Consider the following 16,924-nt stretch of genomic DNA (forward strand, 5'->3'; position numbering starts at 1 on the left):
TCGGTGAGAATCGGTCAGAGTCGCTCGCGGAGCCATGCGAAGTCGCTGGTGTGCTCCGCCGCGCCACCCGGGGTCTCGCAGATCACCGGGGCGCCGGCATCGCGGACCACGCCGGCCAGGAGGTCGGGGTCGATGCGGCCGGCGCCGAAGTTGGCGTGGCGGTCGGCGCCGGAGTCGAACTCGTCGCGGGAGTCGTTGCAGTGGACCAGGTCGATGCGCCCGGTGATCTTGCGTACGTCCTCGACCACCGTCTCGAGCGGGTTGCCGCCGGCGTGGGCGTGGCAGGTGTCGAGGCAGAAGCCGACGTTGTCCGCGCCCTCCGCGGTGGAGATGGCCTCCCAGACGCCGGCGATCCGGTCGAGGTAGCGCGTCATCGCGTTGTCGCCGCCGGCGGTGTTCTCGATCAGCAGCGGGATCTTGAGGTCGGTCGCCTCGATCGCCTTGCGCCAGTTGTCGAAGCCCTTGGCCGGGTCGTCGTCCTTGTTGACGTGACCGCCGTGGACGATCAGGCCCTTGGCGCCGACCTCGGCCGCGGCGTCCATGTGCTGTTGCAGGAGCTTGCGGCTCGGGATCCGGATCCGGTTGTTCGTCGTGGCGACGTTGATGATGTAGGGCGCGTGGACGTAGAGGTCGACGCCGGCCTCCTCCGCGCGGGCCTTGAGCGCTGCCGCGCCCTCGGCGTACGTCACCACAGGTCCCTTGTAGGACTGCGGGTCGCCGAGGAAGAACTGCACCAGGCTCGCCCCGCGCGCGGTCGCCTCGGCGACGGGGTCGGTCTGGTCTACGTGGGCACCGATCGCAACAGCCATGGGGTCAGTCTAGGACGCCGCACCGACAGTCTTCGGGGTTGACTTCATACCTTACGGGGGTATGGTAGACGGCATGGACGAGCACAGCGGGCACGAAGGCCACGCAGATCACGGATATCTCCACAACAAGAACAAAGAGGCCTATCTGAAGCGCCTCAAGCGCATCGAAGGTCAGGTGCGCGGGCTGCAGCGGATGGTCGAGGACGAGGCCTACTGCATCGACATCCTCACCCAGGTCTCCGCCTCCACCAAGGCGCTCCAGGCGGTCGCCCTCGGGCTGCTCGACGAGCACCTCGGTCACTGCGTCGCCGGCGCGGTCCAGAACGGTGGTGCCGAGGCCGACGAGAAGCTCGCCGAGGCCTCTGCTGCCATCGCTCGCCTCGTTCGATCCTGATTGTCAACAATCCAACAACCCTGGAAGAGATTCTCATGAGCACCCAGAACTTCACCGTCGTCGGCATGACCTGTGGCCACTGCGTCGCCTCCGTCACCGAGGAGGTCACCGAGATCGCCGGCGTGAGCAACGTCGACGTCGACCTCGCCTCCGGCAACGTCACCGTCACCTCCGCCGAGCCGATCTCGGACGACGCCATCCGCGCGGCCATCGAAGAGGCCGGCTACTCGCTGGCCTGATCCCGATGAGCCCCACCGCCGCCACGCCCACCGAGCAGCAGCTCGAGATCGAGGGCATGACCTGCGCCAGCTGCGTGCGCCGGGTCACCAAGGCCATCAGCCGTGTCGAAGGTGTCGAGGACGCCAACGTCAACCTCGCCACCGAGACCGCGCTGGTCCACTTCGATCCCACCCGCACCGACCTCGCCGAGATCAGCGCCGCCATCGAGAAGGCGGGCTATCAGGCCGTCCTGCGATCGTCGACTGTCGACAATCCGCAGGAGCCTGAAGTAACCGAGGACGATCGGGACGTACGCCGCGAGACAGAGCTCGTCCAGCTCAAGCGGCGATGGATCACGGCCCTGGCGGTGGGGCTCGGCCTGATGGCGTTGATGTACGTCCCGCTCCCGGTTGACGCCATGGAGCCGGTCATGTCGATCGTGCTCGTGGTCGCCGCGATCACTCAGTGGTGGGCGGGCCGTGACATCTACGTCGCGGCGGTGCGGGGCATCCGCCACGGCTCCGTCGACATGAACACCCTGGTCACGCTCGGCACCGGCATCGCCTTCGCCTACAGCGCCTTCGTGACCCTCTGGATGGGGCAGGCCGAGGCATGGGGCCTGCCGCTCCACCTCTACTTCGAGACCTCCCTGGTCATCGTCGCGCTGGTGCTGATGGGCCGCTGGCTCGAGGCACGGGCGAAGTCGCGTACGGCTGATGCGGTCAAGGCCCTCGTCGGCCTGATGCCGGAGACGGCCACGGTCGTCCGCAACGGCCGCGACGTCACGGTCCCGGTGGCGAACCTGCAGGTCAACGACCGGATCCGGGTACGCGCCGGGGAGAAGATCCCGGTCGACGGCCGCATCGTCGCCGGGGCGTCCTACGTCGACGAGTCCATGCTCACCGGCGAGAGCGACCCGGTGCGGAAGGTCGAGGGCGACATCGTCATCGGCGCGACCATCAACCAGACCGGGTCGTTCGAGATCGAGGCGACCGCGGTCGGTTCCGAGACGACGCTGGCGCAGATCATCGCGATGGTCGAGTCGGCGCAGGGCTCCGGCACCAAGCTGCAGCGCCTGGCCGACCGCGTCTCCGAGGTCTTCGTGCCCGCCGTCCTGGTCGTGGCCGCGCTGACCTTCGTCGGCTGGCTGGTCTTCGGGTCCGACGCCGAGCGTCTCACCAGCGCCGTCACCGCGGCCATCGCGGTCCTCATCATCGCCTGCCCCTGCGCCCTCGGCCTGGCCACGCCCGCCGCCGTCATGGTCGGCGCCGGCCGCGCCGCCGAGCTCGGCGTGCTGGTCGGTTCGGGCGAGACCCTCGAGCGCGCCCGCTCCGTCACCGCGATCGTCTTCGACAAGACCGGCACGATCACCCACGGCAAGCCCGAGGTCTCCGAGATCGCCCCGGCTCCGGGGTGGACCAGCGACGAGCTCGTCCGGGTCGCGGCCGCTGCCGAGACCGGCAGCGACCACCCCCTCGCCACCGCCCTCCGGGCCCGCGCGGGGCACCATGGCGCTGCCGCCGTCTCGGCGTTCGAGGCCCACCCGGGACGCGGCATCAGCGCCCTCGTCGACGGGCGCCGGGTCTTGGTCGGCAACGCGGCGATGCTGGCCGAGGAGGGCATCGAGGCCGCCGACGACGGCTCGGTCCTGGTCGCGGTCGACGGCGCGTACGCCGGGTCGATCCGTGTCGAGGACCAGGTCCGCGACGAGGCCAGGGAGACGGTCCGGCTCCTGGAGGAGTCGGGCGTCGAGGTGCACATCCTCAGCGGCGACGCGGCCGAGACCGTTGCCAAGGTGGCCGAGCAGGTCGGGGTCAGCCATGCCGCGGGTGCCCTCCTGCCCGAGCAGAAGCTCGCCCGGATCCAGCAGCTCCAGGACGAGGGCAAGGTCGTCGCGATGGTCGGCGACGGGATCAACGACGCCCCCGCGCTGGCCCAGGCCGACGTCGGGATCGCGATCGGCACCGGCACCGACGTCGCTCTGGCCGCCTCCGACATCACCCTGGTCGGCGGTGACCTCCGTGGCGTGGTGACCGCACTGGCGCTCTCGCGGCGCACGGTCGCGACGATCAAGCAGGGTCTGTTCTGGGCGTTCGCCTACAACGTGCTCCTCATCCCGGTCGCCGCGCTCGCACTTCTCGACCCGGTCCTCGCCGGCGCCGCGATGGCGATGAGCTCGGTCAGCGTGGTCACCAACGCGCTGCGGCTGCGCGGCTTCCGGCGTCCCGAGACGCCCGAGGCGTACGCCGGGCGTGGGTTCGGCACCAGGGTCCGCGACGGTGGATATCTGCTGGTCACCGCCGTGATCGCGCTGTCGATCGGCGCCGCGCTGACCTACCTGTCGCGCACCGAGCCGGCCCAGCGGGGCATGAACGGCATCCTGGCCTGGGCGCAGGGGATGAGCCCGATGCGGCCGTCGATGACCGAGATGCACGAGGTCGACATCGCCCCGGTCGCCTCCGAGGAGGCCGGCGTCGACGTGGCGATCACCCGCCGGGACGGCGGCCTCCGCTTCCTGGTGACCGACGCCGCGACCGGCGACCCGGTGACCGACCTCGGTCGCACCCACCAGGCCTGGATGCACGTGATCGTGACCAGCGAAGACCTCTCCTGGTTCCGCCACCTCCACGCCGAGCCGACCGGTCGCCCCGGCGAGCTCGAGACCGACGTGACCTTCCCCGCCGGAGGCACCTACCGCGTCGACACCGAGTTCCGTCGCCGTGCCGACATCGCCGACGTGCTCGACCGTCAGCAGCTCACGATCGACGGTACGCAGCCCCAGGCCGTCCCGCTCGAGCCGAGCCCGAGATCGTCGACTGTCGACAATCTCACGGTGACGCTCGAGGGCACGCTCGTCGCCGACCAGCAGAGCGACCTGCACTTCAGGTTCGAGGACAGCGCCGGAAAGATTGTCGACGATCTACAACCGTATCTCGGTGCCGCCGGCCACGTCGTGGTCATGAGCGCGGACGGCGCGACGTTCGTGCACGGTCACGCAGAGGGCGAGGAGCTGGCGGTTCCCGGGGCCACCTTCGGTCCCGAGCTCGGGCTGCACCTGGACGTACCGAAGGCCGGTCTCTACCGCCTCTGGGCCCAGTTCCGGCTCGGCGACGGCGACGTGATCACGGTGCCGTTCACCGTGGAGGCCGCGGATTCGGCCGAGACCGTGGATTCGGGTGTCGAGGGCACTGGTTGATACGCTGACGCGTCCCTTTCCACAGATGGATACGGGACATCGCATCAGCCCTCCTGCCATGGAGAGACCATGGCCGCCGAGTCCGTAGGAGGTGGAGAACGCTATGCGCGCCTATGAAGTAATGGTGATCCTCGAGCCCAGCCTCGACGAGCGCACCGTCGCCCCGACCCTTGACAAGTTCCTGAAGGTCGTCACCAACGATGGTGGCACCGTCGAGAACGTCGACGTCTGGGGTCGTCGCCGTCTGGCCTACGAGGTCAACAAGAACGCCGAGGGCATCTACGCCGTCATCAACCTGACCGCCGAGCCCAAGACCGTTCTGGAGCTCGACCGCCAGTTCGGCCTCAACGAGCAGATCCTGCGTACGAAGGTCATCCGTCCGTCCAAGTGACGCGGATGTCACCGTCGGAAAATGTCGGTGCAGGGCCCTATGTTGGGCCCACAGGGAACAGCTCCTGAACCGACACCGACACCCAGATCAGACTCAAGGGAGATCTCATGGCAGGCGACACCGTCATCACCGTGATCGGCAACCTCACCGACGACCCGGAGCTTCGCTTCACGCCGTCGGGTGCAGCCGTTGCCAACTTCACGATCGCTTCGACACCCAGCAGCTTCAACCGGCAGACCAACTCGTGGGAGGACGGGGAGACCCTCTTCCTGCGCTGCTCGATCTGGCGCCAGGCTGCTGAGAACGTCGCCGAGTCCCTGCAGCGCGGCATGCGTGTCGTCGCTCAGGGCCGCCTGAAGTCGAGGTCCTACGAGACGCGTGAGGGCGAGAAGCGCACTGTCTTCGAGCTCGAGTGCGACGAGATCGGTCCTTCGCTCCGCTACGCGACCGCCAAGGTCACCAAGGCCAGCCGCCAGTCCGGCGGCCAGGGTGGCGGCGGTTACAACCAGGGCGGCGGCTACAACCAGGGCGGCGGCTACGGCGGCCCCCAGGGTGGTGGCCAGCAGGCCCCGGCCGGCAACGACCCGTGGGCCTCGCCGGCTCCGCAGCAGCCCGCCAACGCGGGCGGCGGCGCGCCGGCCAACGACCCGTGGGCTACCCCGGGCGTGGGCAACGACGAGCCTCCCTTCTGATCGACAGATCCACCCATCCGAATCCCTCAACCATTCCGGCACTCAACCCATAGGCCGCCCTGCGGCGGGGCCGGGCTTCTAGAAAGGAAGCACCACAATGGCCAAGGCAGTGATTCGCAAGCCTAAGAAGAAGGTTTGCCAGTTCTGCAAGGAGAAGGCGACCGGCGTCGACTACAAGGACGCCACCCTGCTCCGTAAGTTCATCTCCGACCGCGGCAAGATCCGCGCCCGTCGCGTGACCGGCAACTGCGTCCAGCACCAGCGCGACGTGGCCATCGCCGTCAAGAACGCGCGCGAGGTCGCTCTGCTGCCCTACACCTCCACCGGTCGCTGAGGAGGATCGACATGGCTACCAAGATCATCCTTCAGCAGGAGGTCACCGGGCTCGGTTCCGCCGGTGACGTCGTCGAGGTCAAGGACGGCTACGCCCGCAACTACCTGATCCCGCGTGGCGACGCGATCCGCTGGACCCGTGGCGCCGAGTCGCAGGTCGAGTCGATCAAGGCTGCGCGCGCGGCTCGCTCCGTGCGCGACGAGGCTCACGCCGCCGAGATCAAGGGCAAGCTCGAGGCCAACCCGGTCAACGTGAAGGTCCGCGCCGGCAAGGACGGCCGCCTCTACGGCGCCATCACCGCCGCCGACATCGCCTCCGCGGTCTCCGAGACCACCGGCGAGTCGATCGACAAGCGCACCATCGCGCTGGGCAACCCGATCAAGACCCTCGGTGCCCACGAGGTCTCCGTCAAGCTCCACGACGAGGTGTCCGCCAAGCTGGCCCTCAACGTGGTCCCCGCTTGATCTAGGGATTCCAGACAGGCCCGCCTCCTCCGGGAGGCGGGCCTGTTCGTTGTCGCCGAGGGTCCTGGCTCAGAACTTCTCGGCGATGGCGGTGAGCTTCGCGACGTACCCCGGCCAGTCGTACTCCGAAGGGATGTTGTCGCCGGGCTTGCGCCAGCCGACCGCACCGTCGACCTCCTCGCGCAGGATGTCGGCCTGTCCGCAGTGTCCGGCCAGGTCGGCGAAGAGATGCACCATCATCTGGTGGAGGGTGACCTCCTCACCGCCCCAGTGCGGTACGTGCCCGATGGCGTCGATCGGCAGCGCGTCGATCGTCTCGTTGCCGTGGGCGATGACGCGACGGTAGCGGTCGATGATCCCGGCGATCGTCTCGTCCTCGGTGGCGTACCAGTCCGCCTGCGGGTCCACCTCGAAGACCTCGTCCGAGACCAGCTCCTCGGGATGCGGGAACGGACGGCCGAACGTCGACCCCAGGTAGACGGCCTCGACGCCGATGACGTGCTTGATGATGCCGAGCAGATTGGTGCCGGTCGGCGTACGCGGCATCCGGGCCTCTCGCTCCGGCAGATCCTCGACCTTGGAGATCAGCGCCTCGCGGCGTGCGTCGAGGTAGCTCTTCAGTGTGCTCTTCGGATCGGCAGGCATGTACTGACCATCGCGCCAAGCGCGATTCGGCGCAACTGAGTATGTGGGACCCGTCGTCTCGAAACCTGATCGAAACATGAGCCGGATCTATAACCTGTTCACTTGCGGATCGCCGGGGATCCGCAGCGGCCATTTCGGGAGGTCCCCCATGTTGACCCATGACGACGGAGCCGTGCTGGGGAAGTTCGAGGGGGTCAAGCCGCACTCCAGATGGATTCTCGGCGAAACCCTCCAGGTCATGCTGCACAACGGCGTCGACCGGCCGGCCGACGTGGCGGTCCGGATGAAGATCCCGCCATCGACGGCTGCCTACCGCGTACGTCTCCTCCGCGAGCTCCTCGGACCGGATCTGCACGACCCGGCCGTCCGGCTGGCGATGATGCGGGCGCTGCGCTCGGCGCTGCCGCGGTGGCGGGCGGAGGCGGCGTACGCGAAGAGGCGCCGGACGAGAAAGTAACCGGGACACATGTTGTTGATATGAACGAAATAGTGCGGGTACGAGCCCTGGACCGGCCCGCACGCGCCCAGCCCCTCCTAGCGTGTTCGTCGGCCGAGAGCTCTCGGCCGACCCCACCACCAGAGGAGCGTGTCATGTCGAACATGTCCAAGCTGGCCAGATTCACCGTCGTACCGGCCGCCGCCGTCGCCGCGATCGGCCTCGCGTCACCAGCAGCATTCGCCGCCTCGAGCTACAACGTCAGTGCCGGATCCGCTGCCGCCGGATCGAGCGTCGCCTTCGGGGCGCAGGGGAGCAACATCACCTTCCACGACGAGACCGCGGGTTCGTCCGTGACCTGCAGCGGCAGCTCGATCTCCGGTTCCACGACCGTGGGCCAGGGCGTCAGCGGCAGCGGGATCGCGGCCCTCAACGGTTCGAGCGTCTCGTTCACCGACTGCACCGGCCCGGTAGGGATCGAGTTCACGGTCACCGGGTCCGGGACCTGGGCGCTCAACGCCACCGGCGACACCGACGCCAACGGCACCACCCCGGGCAACATCAGCGGCATCACCGCGAAGGTGAGCGGGTCGGGCTGCTCGTTCACGGCCTCCGGGTCCGTGGCCGGCAACTACACCAACGGTGCCTCGTCGGGCACCTTGACGCTCACCGGCAGCGAGGCCACCCTGACGCTCGCCAACGTCTCGGGCTTCATGTGCGGCCTGGCCGGGATCGCGAACGGTGACAAGGTCTCCTTTGCGGCGACGTACGTGGTCAACGCGACCGACGCGGCCAACAACCCGATCGCGGTCACCAGCAACGCCTGAGCGAGCTGTTCGTCCGCTCGCTGGTCGTCGACGCTCAGGCCCCGGTGACCAGCCAGCGGTCGCTCCGCGCTCGAAGAGTCAGCACGACGAAGCGCGCCCCCATGAAGCCGATCGCGAACGTGATCCACACCCACACCAGCCCGCCGCCCAGTGCGACGGCCAGCGCGACGAGCGGGACGTACGCGACCAGCGTCCAGATGCCGCCCCACGCGAGGTAGCGCCCGTCGCCGGCGCCGATGAGCACCCCGTCGAGCACGAAGACCACCCCTGCGACGGGTTGAGCCACGGCCGCCACGATCAGCACCGGAACCAGCAGGTCGCGCACCGCTTCGTCCTCGGTGAAGAGGGCGCCGAGGAACGGAGACAGAGCAGCCAGGAGCACGCCGACCGCGACCCCGATCACGACACCCCACCACACCATCCGGGCCGTGATCGCCCGGGTCTCCCGGGTGTCGCCGGCCCCCAGCGACCGCCCCGTCAGTGCCTGCGCGGCGATCGCGATCGCATCGAGCACGAACGCGAGGAACGTCCACAGTGTGAAGGCGATCTGGTGGGTCGCCAGTCCGACGGCCTGGTCGCCCACGGCGAGATGGGTGACCGCGTACGTCGTGACCAGCAGCGCCGCGCGCAGCGTCAGCGTACGCACGACGAGGGCCACGCCGGCCCGCGCGGCGGCGCGGATCCCAGGGGCATCGGGATGCAGCGGCACGTTCTCGCCGCGGGCGGCGCGCACCACAACGTAGGTCAGCATCCCGGCCGCCAGCACCTGCGCGATCACCGAGCCGATCGCCGAACCGGCGATGCCGAGGCCCGCGCCGTAGACGAGGGCGAGGTTGAGCACGATGTTGAGTACGTTGGCGACGACCGCCGCGACCAGCGGCGTCTTGGTGTCCTGGAGGCCGCGGAGCACGCCGGTCGCGGCGAGCATCATCAGCAGCGGCGTCACGCCGAGGACCGCGATCCGCAGATACGTCGTCGCCGGCCCGACCACGTCGTCGCCGGCGCCGATCGCCCGGCTGAGGGGTTCGGCCAGAACCATCACCGGGACGGTGACGACGACCCCGATGATCACGGCGAGCCAGATCCCGTCGACTCCCTGGCGGAGCGCGCCGGCGGTGTCTCCGGCGCCGATCCGGCGGGCGACGGATGCGGTCGTGCCGTACGCGAGGAAGACGCAGAGGCCGACGATCGTCTGGAGAACGACGCCCGCGACGCCGAGGCCGGCGAGCTCTCGGGTGCCGAGGTGGCCGACGATCGCGGAGTCGGCCAGGAGGAAGAGCGGCTCGGCGACGAGCGCCAGGAAGGCGGGGATCGCGAGCCGCCAGATCTCCTTGTCGAGGCCTCGGCGGTCTGCCTTCGAGTGGGTCGTCGCATCCGCCGGGGTCGTCACGCTCTCAAGGTTAAACACCGTCGGCTCCGAGCGTTGTTCAGGGCAGGTGGAAAACCTGTGGAAAACGTCGCTGCGGCGCTATGTCGACAAAACGCCCGGCCGGGGACGGCGATCTCGGGGGTAAAGACGGATGTGGCGCGTACTTTCTTCCGTCCACAACCTATGGACAACAAAATCCCAGGTCAGACGGTCTTTACTGATGGTATTGCACCAGTTATGCACAGGCACTTCCCCAGGCTGTTCACACTGACCCGGGTGTCGTCCACCGTTATCCCCTGGTTATCCCCAGGGCCTGTGGATAACCACCTGTCGCCGATGCGGTCTGCGACGTAAGGTCGCGGAGACTTGAGGTGTCGTCGAGGGTCGGCCCAGATCTGTGGGAGCAGAAACTGTCGGTGCCCGCCCGTAGCGTGGGACCGGATCGACCGAGGAACACACGACGACGGTCCGCAGACCACGGAGGGGCAAGGGAATGAGCGTCACTGAGACCGGTTCGATGGACGGTCCGGGCGACTTCCCAGAGCCGCCGTTCGAGGAGTGGGGCGACGGCCCCGCGGCGTACGAACCGGGCAACGCCCCGCGCGCGGCCAACGACCGCACGCCGCCGCAGGACATGGCCGCCGAGCAGGCCGTCCTCGGCTCGATGCTGATCTCGAAGGACGCCATCGCTGACGTCTCCGAGACGCTGCGTGGCACCGACTTCTACCGCCCCTCCCACGAGTCGATCTACGACTCGATCCTCGATCTCTACAGCCGCGGCGAGCCGGCCGACATGGTCACGGTCGCCGACGACCTGCGCCGCAAGGGCGAGCTGGAGCGCATCGGCGGCGCTCCCTACCTGCACACGCTCGCCTCCAACGTGCCGATCGCCGCCAACGCGGCCTATTACGGCGAGATCGTCCGCGACAAGTCCGTCCTGCGCCGCTTGGTCGAGGCCGGCACCAAGATCGTCCAGATCGGCTACGCCGGCGAGGGCGAGGTCGACAACATCGTCGACGAGGCCCAGGCCGAGGTCTTCAAGCTCACCGACAAGCGCTCGGGTGAGGACTACTCCCCGCTCGCCGACATCATGGACGGCGTCCTCGACGAGATCGAGGCGATCTCCAACCGTGAGGCCGGGCTCTACGGCGTCCCCACAGGGTTCGCCGACTTCGACGAGCTCACCAACGGCTTCCACGCCGGACAGATGATCATCGTCGCGGCTCGACCCGCGATGGGTAAGTCGACCCTGGCCCTCGACTTCTGCCGCGCGGCCTCGATCCACAACAACCTGACCAGCGTCTTCTTCAGCCTGGAGATGAGCCGCTCCGAGATCACCATGCGCCTCCTCTCCGCGGAGGCCAAGGTGCCGCTCAACCACATCCGCAACGGCAACATGTCCGACGACGACTGGAACAAGCTCGCCCGCAAGATGGGCGAGGTATCCAGCGCGCCGATGTTCATCGACGACAGCCCCAACATGACGATGATGGAGATCCGGAGCAAGGCGCGGCGGCTCAAGCAGCGCCACGATCTCCGGCTCATCGTCATCGACTACCTCCAGCTGATGAGTTCCGGCAAGAAGGTCGAGTCCCGTCAGCTCGAGGTCTCCGAGTTCTCCCGACAGATCAAGCTGCTGGCCAAGGAGCTGGAGGTCCCGATCATCGCGCTGTCCCAGCTCAACCGTGGTTCCGAGCAGCGCGCCGACAAGCGCCCGGCCGTCTCCGACCTCCGTGAGTCCGGATCGCTCGAGCAGGACGCCGACATGGTCGTCCTCCTCCACCGCGACGACGTCTACGAGAAGGAGTCGACCCGCCCCGGCGAGGCCGACGTCATCATCGCCAAGCACCGCAACGGCCCCACCCGCGACCTCGTCGTCGCGTTCCAGGGCCACTACAGCCGCTTCGTCGACATGGCCCACTGACTCCCAAGCGGCGGCTGCCGTCGAGTGTGGCGGCGGCTCAACGAGGAATCAGCCCTTCGACGTGATGAACCGGCCCGGGTGCCCCGCGGCCCGGGCCGGTTCGTCTGGGGAGGGTGCGCCGGTCAGGCGTCGTTGAGTGGCCGTTCGAGCTTGGCGAAGACCACCAGGTTCCTCTGGTATCCGCCCCGGTCCTGGTTATAGCCGCCCCCGCAGGTGATCAGCCGCAGCCCGGCGTACCGAATGGGGCCGTAGACCTCTTTGGTGGGGAACCGGCTCTTGCGGACCAGACGCACCTTGGTGACGGTGAAGACCGCGAGCTGACCGTCGGCGCGGTGTACGCGGATGGTGTCGCCCTTGTCGAGCTCACGGAGCCGGTAGAAGACCGCTGGCCCCTCGGTAGTGTCGACGTGACCGGCGATCACCGAGGGACCGATGTCGCCGGGTATGGGGGAATAGCGGTACCAGCCCGGCCGGTCGGCCTGCGCCATGGTCGGGACCTGCAGCTGCTTGTGCTTGTCCAACCCGAGGCGGAGCAGCCGCTGGTCGATCCCGATCGCCGGGATCTCCAGCCTGACCGGAGCGTCTTCGTCCACCCCTTCCCGAGACAGGTACGCCGGGTGTGTCTCGGGCACGCGCGGGTCGGTCGCGCGGGGGGCGGCCGGACCGGACGGTCCCTCTCCGGGGCCAGTGCCGAGCCCGATCGCCAGGCCGGCGGTGATGAGAAGGACGGAGCACGCCAGGCCGAGGTAGGCGAGCAGACCTCGGCCCGGCGCCGGCGCTGGGGTGTTCATCAGCTCTGCTGCTTGGGCTGGAGCAGCTGGACCGCGGTGCCGTAGACGATCACGTTCTTGCCCTTCGTCTTGCCCTTGGTCGGCGTGAAGCCGATCAGTCGCAGCTGCGGGTCATCGGTCATGCCGTACACGGCCTGCGAGGGGAACTGGTCGACCGAGACCGTCTGGACCTTCTTGACCCGGAACTGGATGGTGGTCGAGTCCATCCTGGTGACCAGAACAGTGTCGCCCTTCACCAGCTCACCGAGCTGAGCGAAGATCGCGTGGTGGCCCTGCATCGCTCCCACGATGACTCCGGGCCCGGCCTGGCCGGGCGCTGCCGCCTGTTGGTACCAGCCTGCCTCGGTGCTCTTCTTCGGCGTCTGCAAGGTGCCGGACTCGCTCAGTCCGACGGCCCCGAGCTTCGTCTGCATCTCCAGACGTGGGACGGTGAGGGCGTAGGGGACCACGCTCGCGTTCTTGTTCCAGGTCTTGTACGCCTTGTGGTCGCTCGGCACGGTCCAGCCCACCGGCTGGGATGCCTGTGGCTTGTGTTCCTGGTGGGCGGGAGGTGAGGACGGCTTCGGTGTCGGTGTGCTCGACGGCGTCGACGGGATGGCAGAGGGCTTGTCGACGGCAGCCGTCGGGGCGCGATGGTTCGTGCCCAGATTGGTCACGGCGAGCATCCCGACGACGGCGGCGACGGTGACTGCGGCGGCCAGGCGGGCGCCGCGCCCGAAGACCAGCTGTTTGTGCGGCCGGCTCGAGTTCTTCGGGCGCGACTTCCTGACCGGGGTCGGCTTGCGGACACGTTCAGGTTTGGGCTCCCGCTCGTTGGTGAACATCCCCTCGAGGGGTGATTCGGAGACCTGCGCCGACACCGGTGTCGGCACAGCGGCCGGCGTGGGAGCGGGCAGCAGCGTGGTGGCTGGGCGGCGCTCGAGCAGCCGGGCGCCGTGGAACCGCCACGCGGGGGCGATCACCTTGAGCGGACCCTGCTGGATCGCCCAGATCGCGACCCAGAGCAGGCCGACGTGGAGGGCGAACGTGCCTGCGGACGGCCGTGTCCCGAAGGCGCCCAGCACGGTCCACAGGCCCAGCCCCTCGGGCACTCCCGAGAGGAGCCCGAAGAGGCTGGGCCAGTCCTTGTCCCAGCGCAGCTGTTGGAGCGCGTGGTAGACCAGCTCCCAGCCGAGGCCGAGAACGGACATGATCAGCACGGTGAGCAGGCCGCCCACCAGCGTGATCCCAGGCAGGAGCGCCAGCAGCAGCGTGAGCGGCACGGCGACCAGGGCCATGAGGGCCACTCGTGTCTGTAGCCGGCCCGAGAGCGTCGGCGTCATAGCGATTTCCTTCCCATCCACTTCCACCACTGGCGTACGGAGCGCGCCGGGGTGAGTCGCTTGCCCAGGCCGTGGTCGGCGAGGACGTCGGCGATGCTGAGGGCGGCGCTCTGCAGTCCGAGGAACGAGTCCACCGGTGCCAGCGGGCCGCCGCGTGCGTTCATCCCCGAGGCGAAGATCGCCCCGGACTGGTTCTCGGAGTGGCTCTCGGAGCCGACGACCATGAAGTTGTCGTCGACTCGGAGGCAGCCGAGGTCGTTGACGTCGGCGATGCCTTGCTCGACCAGGTCGTGGATCAGGGGGTGGTTCTCCGCCTGCTGGTCCATCCCGGTGGCATCGATGACGTAGTCGACATCGAGCTGGTAGGTCTCCTTGTTGGCGAGCCGGATCTTCGCCCTGACCTGGTCCTTCCCATCGCGCTGCAGGGCGACGAACTCGTGAACCTCGCCGGCCAGGGCGTCGTACCAGCCTTCGGCACGGGCCTCGCGCAGCGGCCTGGCCCACTCGGTCCGGTAGGGAGTCGAGGTGGCGCCGAGCTTTCGGGACAGCGCGATCCGGTCGCTCTCGTCGCGCCGCTTCATCGTGTCGCGGAGCTGTCCGCCGTAGGCGGCCTTGGGGTAGTCGTAGGGCTGGTGGGCGTACCCGTAGCCCGCGTCCCTGCGCCCGAGGAGCGGCCCGGTCGGCTGGTCGTGGTAGTGCCGGAAGAGCTGCCAGATGTGTATGTCCTGGCCGGATCGTTCGCGGTCCTCGAGCAGCCGCTGGATCACCCTCGAGGACGCGATCCCGGAGCCGCGTACCAGCACCGAGCCGCCGTGCTCGGCGAGCTGGTCGTAGACCTCGGAGTGCTGTTCGTAGGCATGCACCAGCCGCTGTGGGTAAGGGTGCTTGAGGCGGAAGCTGACCGCCTCCGGGGTGAGCTTCGGGCCGAAGGGGCCGATGGCGAGATGTACGTAGTCGCACACCAGCGCCAGGTCTCGTCGGTTGCCGCGGCGCCGGACGATGACCACGTAGCCCCCGTCGGGTTGCCGCTGCACGCGCAGGGCCATGCCGCGTACGGTCATGTGGTTCCAGCCGATCCGCGCAGACTCCTCCTTGACGGCATGCTGGACCAGGCCGACGGTCGGTGCGTAGGGCTGGGCCAGGACCGGCTCGACGAGCGAGCGGAGCATCAGGCTGGGGCGCTTCGTCTCGCGCGCCTCGCGGGCGGCGTAGCCGGGGAAGCCCCAGAGATTGTCGATGCGTGCCGAGGAGTCGGAGCGGAGCCGGTCGCGCGGACCCATGCCGGAGTCGCGGCAGGCGTCGGCGAAGGCCTGTTCAGGCTGCCGGTGCAGCGAGACGACCCGGATGTCGTCGGCGCTGACGCCGCCGATCCGGAGCCGGTCGACCAGAGCGAAGGATCCCAGGCCGCCTCCGATCGACACGATCGGCACGTGCTGGAACTCCATGTCCTTCAACAGGTCGTCGGGGCTGTGTGTGGGCAGATCGTTCTGCGTAGTGGTCATCGGGGCTCCTGCAGGTTCGTGATGGAGCAGGGGATCGGGGCAGGTGGTGCGGCACGGCGGGTGAGCCGTACCGCACCACCTGGGTGGGCCGGTGAGCGTCAGCTCACGCGGCTCCGGAGGCGACTTGCTGCCGCCGCGGTGGCCAGCCCGAGGGCCAGCAGCCACAGCCAGTCAGCGTCGTTGTCGGAGGGGTTCTCGACGTGCGCCTTGGCAGCTGTGCCACCGCCGCCTGCACCGACACCCCCCATGGGTGTGACGAACACTCCGTTCGGAGCAGCACCGACGACGCCGGTGCTGTGGCCTCCGAGGTGGGTGCTGGTTGCGCCCAGGTCCCCGAAGCTCGTCGTGGCCGGAAGGCCCCCGAACTGAGTGCTGGTCGTCGGCATGTACATCCCCGAACCCGTGGTCGACCCACCGGGGAAGTACACGGCCGGGCTCCCGGCCGTCGACGAACCGGGGTAGGTGACCCCGGCATGGCCGCCGGCGGTGTGGCCACCGCCACCGCTACCCGTCGGCATGGTCGACCCCGGCGTCGACCCGGAGGTCGACCCTCCGGTCGAGCCACCGGCCGTTCCATCGGTGGATCCGTCGGAACCCGTCGAGCCATCGGTCGAGCCATCGGTCGAGCCGCCGGTCGAGCCGCCAGTCGAGCCATCGGTCGAGCCATCGGTCGAATCACCGTCCGTCGTCGGCAAGGCAGTCGCTGAACGCCCCACCAACGAGGTGACCGGGGCCAGCAGCGAATCCGTCGAGCCGAGCGCGCCCGTGACCGGCTCGACCAGGCGCGTCACCGCGGCCAGCGGGCTGGACTCCGAGGACCCATCAGAGGAGCCCCCGGTCAGACCACCGGTGAGCCCGTCGGTCACACCCGTCAGGCCATCGGTCGAACCGCCGACGGAACCGTCAGCCGAGCCGTCGACCGGGGTCACGGTGCCGTCGGAGGACACCTTGTAGGTGGTGCCGTCGAGCTCGATGGTGAAGGAACCGTCGGCACCCGGGGTGACCTGGGGTGCGTTCGGCAGATCCGAACCTGAGGGGCTCGTGACCGAGCCGTCGGGCTGAATCTTGTAGGTGACGCCGTCGTAGACGATCGTGTAGGAACCGTCGGCACCGCGGGTGACCTGCGGCAGTTCAGCACCACCGTCGGTCCCGTCATTGCCGTCGATGCCGCCGATGTCGTCGACCGGGGTCACCGTGCCGTCCGGAGACACCTCATAGCTGGCACCGTCGAACTCGATGGTGAAGGAACCGTCGGCACCCGGGGTGACCTGGGGTGCGTTCGGCAGATCCGAACCAGACGGGCTCGTGACCGAGCCATCGGGCTGAACCTTGTAGGTGACACCGTCGTAGACGATGGTGAACGAACCATCGGCGCTCGGGGTGACCTGGGGTGCGGTGGGCAGAGCCGGAGCCGTCGGTGTGGTGACGGATCCGTCGGGCTGGACCTTGTACGTCACGCCGTTGAAGACGATCGTGTACGAGCCGTCCGCGCCCTTGGTGACCTGCGGCAGCTCAGCACCGTTGGTGCCGTTGACCGGGGTCACGGTGCCGTCGGAGGTCACCTTGTAGGTGGTGCCGTTGAGCACGATGGTGAAGGAACCATCGGCGC

General features: G+C 68.7%; 17 protein-coding genes. 10 read left to right on the forward strand and 7 right to left on the reverse strand.

Features of this window, described 5'->3' with window-relative positions:
* Nucleotides 1-14 precede the first annotated feature (14 nt).
* On the reverse strand, nt 15-809 hold the full coding sequence (locus tag G5C66_RS20260; protein WP_165112732.1) for a deoxyribonuclease IV: 795 nt from the start codon (nt 807-809) through the stop codon (nt 15-17).
* Between the two features lie 73 nt (nt 810-882).
* Here G5C66_RS20260 and G5C66_RS20265 point away from each other — a divergent pair, with 73 nt between their 5' ends.
* The 7 genes from G5C66_RS20265 (at nt 883) to rplI (ending at nt 6,499) form a co-directional block, all read left to right on the forward strand.
* Nucleotides 883-1,203: a metal-sensitive transcriptional regulator gene (locus G5C66_RS20265; protein ID WP_165112733.1), complete on the forward strand. Its 321-nt coding sequence runs from the start codon at nt 883-885 to the stop codon at nt 1,201-1,203.
* A gap of 35 nt (nt 1,204-1,238) precedes the next feature.
* On the forward strand, nt 1,239-1,442 hold the full coding sequence (locus G5C66_RS20270; RefSeq protein WP_165112734.1) for a heavy-metal-associated domain-containing protein: 204 nt from the start codon (nt 1,239-1,241) through the stop codon (nt 1,440-1,442).
* A gap of 5 nt (nt 1,443-1,447) precedes the next feature.
* Complete coding sequence (locus G5C66_RS20275) at nt 1,448-4,618, forward strand: heavy metal translocating P-type ATPase (protein ID WP_165112735.1); 3,171 nt, start codon at nt 1,448-1,450, stop codon at nt 4,616-4,618.
* 103 nt (nt 4,619-4,721) lie between these two features.
* A complete protein-coding gene (gene rpsF, locus G5C66_RS20280; RefSeq protein ID WP_165112736.1) occupies nt 4,722-5,009 on the forward strand; it encodes a 30S ribosomal protein S6 in 288 nt (95 codons plus the stop codon).
* Nucleotides 5,010-5,116: 107 nt separating this feature from the next.
* Nucleotides 5,117-5,701 carry a single-stranded DNA-binding protein gene (locus G5C66_RS20285; RefSeq protein ID WP_165112737.1) on the forward strand — a complete coding sequence of 195 codons (585 nt, stop codon included), beginning with the start codon at nt 5,117-5,119 and terminating at the stop codon, nt 5,699-5,701.
* A gap of 97 nt (nt 5,702-5,798) precedes the next feature.
* Nucleotides 5,799-6,035 carry a 30S ribosomal protein S18 gene (gene rpsR, locus G5C66_RS20290; RefSeq protein ID WP_008355445.1) on the forward strand — a complete coding sequence of 79 codons (237 nt, stop codon included), beginning with the start codon at nt 5,799-5,801 and terminating at the stop codon, nt 6,033-6,035.
* 11 nt (nt 6,036-6,046) lie between these two features.
* On the forward strand, nt 6,047-6,499 hold the full coding sequence (gene rplI / locus G5C66_RS20295; RefSeq protein WP_165112738.1) for a 50S ribosomal protein L9: 453 nt from the start codon (nt 6,047-6,049) through the stop codon (nt 6,497-6,499).
* A 69-nt stretch (nt 6,500-6,568) separates the two neighbouring features.
* Here the strand turns inward: rplI and G5C66_RS20300 are convergent, their stop codons facing one another.
* Nucleotides 6,569-7,144, reverse strand: a complete 576-nt coding sequence (locus G5C66_RS20300; RefSeq protein ID WP_165112739.1) for a DinB family protein — start codon at nt 7,142-7,144, stop codon at nt 6,569-6,571.
* Between the two features lie 148 nt (nt 7,145-7,292).
* Here G5C66_RS20300 and G5C66_RS20305 point away from each other — a divergent pair, with 148 nt between their 5' ends.
* Both G5C66_RS20305 and G5C66_RS20310 read left to right on the forward strand, forming a co-directional pair.
* Entirely contained in the window at nt 7,293-7,601 is a 309-nt protein-coding gene (locus tag G5C66_RS20305; protein ID WP_165112740.1) for a helix-turn-helix domain-containing protein, read from the forward strand.
* Nucleotides 7,602-7,735: 134 nt separating this feature from the next.
* Nucleotides 7,736-8,407 (forward strand): hypothetical protein, encoded by a 672-nt coding sequence (locus tag G5C66_RS20310; protein ID WP_165112741.1) that lies wholly within the window; start codon nt 7,736-7,738, stop codon nt 8,405-8,407.
* Between the two features lie 34 nt (nt 8,408-8,441).
* Here G5C66_RS20310 and G5C66_RS20315 read toward each other — a convergent pair whose 3' ends face one another.
* On the reverse strand, nt 8,442-9,797 hold the full coding sequence (locus tag G5C66_RS20315; protein ID WP_165112742.1) for an MATE family efflux transporter: 1,356 nt from the start codon (nt 9,795-9,797) through the stop codon (nt 8,442-8,444).
* Nucleotides 9,798-10,269: 472 nt separating this feature from the next.
* Between G5C66_RS20315 and dnaB the strand changes: the two genes are divergently transcribed.
* On the forward strand, nt 10,270-11,700 hold the full coding sequence (dnaB, locus tag G5C66_RS20320; RefSeq protein ID WP_165112743.1) for a replicative DNA helicase: 1,431 nt from the start codon (nt 10,270-10,272) through the stop codon (nt 11,698-11,700).
* A 122-nt stretch (nt 11,701-11,822) separates the two neighbouring features.
* Here dnaB and G5C66_RS20325 read toward each other — a convergent pair whose 3' ends face one another.
* The 4 genes from G5C66_RS20325 to G5C66_RS20340 form a co-directional block, all read right to left on the reverse strand.
* Entirely contained in the window at nt 11,823-12,491 is a 669-nt protein-coding gene (locus tag G5C66_RS20325; protein WP_165112744.1) for a class F sortase, read from the reverse strand.
* A complete protein-coding gene (locus tag G5C66_RS20330) occupies nt 12,491-13,813 on the reverse strand; it encodes a sortase domain-containing protein (protein ID WP_165112745.1) in 1,323 nt (440 codons plus the stop codon). The genes G5C66_RS20325 and G5C66_RS20330 overlap by 1 nt, the downstream gene beginning before the upstream one ends.
* Nucleotides 13,810-15,315, reverse strand: coding sequence for an FAD/NAD(P)-binding protein (locus G5C66_RS20335; RefSeq protein WP_165112746.1), 1,506 nt, complete (start codon nt 15,313-15,315; stop codon nt 13,810-13,812). Before G5C66_RS20335 ends, G5C66_RS20330 begins: the two co-directional genes overlap by 4 nt.
* A 98-nt stretch (nt 15,316-15,413) precedes the next feature.
* A partial coding sequence (locus G5C66_RS20340) for a hypothetical protein (protein WP_420901749.1) occupies nt 15,414-16,924 on the reverse strand: 1,511 nt, incomplete at its 5' end.

The organism is Nocardioides turkmenicus (assembly GCF_011045035.1).
Classification (GTDB): Bacteria; Actinomycetota; Actinomycetes; order Propionibacteriales; family Nocardioidaceae; genus Nocardioides; species Nocardioides turkmenicus.

Excerpts from the sequence above, each read along its gene's own strand:
- G5C66_RS20270 (WP_165112734.1), top strand. The coding sequence starts at position 1,239 with ATGAGCACCCAGAACTTCACCGTCGTCGGCATGACCTGTGGCCACTGC.
- G5C66_RS20265 (WP_165112733.1), top strand. The coding sequence starts at position 883 with ATGGACGAGCACAGCGGGCACGAAGGCCACGCAGATCACGGATATCTC.
- G5C66_RS20275 (WP_165112735.1), top strand. The coding sequence starts at position 1,448 with ATGAGCCCCACCGCCGCCACGCCCACCGAGCAGCAGCTCGAGATCGAG.
- G5C66_RS20330 (WP_165112745.1), bottom strand. The coding sequence starts at position 13,813 with ATGACGCCGACGCTCTCGGGCCGGCTACAGACACGAGTGGCCCTCATG.
- G5C66_RS20335 (WP_165112746.1), bottom strand. The coding sequence starts at position 15,315 with ATGACCACTACGCAGAACGATCTGCCCACACACAGCCCCGACGACCTG.
- rpsF (WP_165112736.1), top strand. The coding sequence starts at position 4,722 with ATGCGCGCCTATGAAGTAATGGTGATCCTCGAGCCCAGCCTCGACGAG.
- G5C66_RS20325 (WP_165112744.1), bottom strand. The coding sequence starts at position 12,491 with ATGAACACCCCAGCGCCGGCGCCGGGCCGAGGTCTGCTCGCCTACCTC.
- G5C66_RS20260 (WP_165112732.1), bottom strand. The coding sequence starts at position 809 with ATGGCTGTTGCGATCGGTGCCCACGTAGACCAGACCGACCCCGTCGCC.
- G5C66_RS20305 (WP_165112740.1), top strand. The coding sequence starts at position 7,293 with ATGTTGACCCATGACGACGGAGCCGTGCTGGGGAAGTTCGAGGGGGTC.
- G5C66_RS20285 (WP_165112737.1), top strand. The coding sequence starts at position 5,117 with ATGGCAGGCGACACCGTCATCACCGTGATCGGCAACCTCACCGACGAC.
- rpsR (WP_008355445.1), top strand. The coding sequence starts at position 5,799 with ATGGCCAAGGCAGTGATTCGCAAGCCTAAGAAGAAGGTTTGCCAGTTC.
- G5C66_RS20310 (WP_165112741.1), top strand. The coding sequence starts at position 7,736 with ATGTCGAACATGTCCAAGCTGGCCAGATTCACCGTCGTACCGGCCGCC.
- rplI (WP_165112738.1), top strand. The coding sequence starts at position 6,047 with ATGGCTACCAAGATCATCCTTCAGCAGGAGGTCACCGGGCTCGGTTCC.
- dnaB (WP_165112743.1), top strand. The coding sequence starts at position 10,270 with ATGAGCGTCACTGAGACCGGTTCGATGGACGGTCCGGGCGACTTCCCA.
- G5C66_RS20300 (WP_165112739.1), bottom strand. The coding sequence starts at position 7,144 with ATGCCTGCCGATCCGAAGAGCACACTGAAGAGCTACCTCGACGCACGC.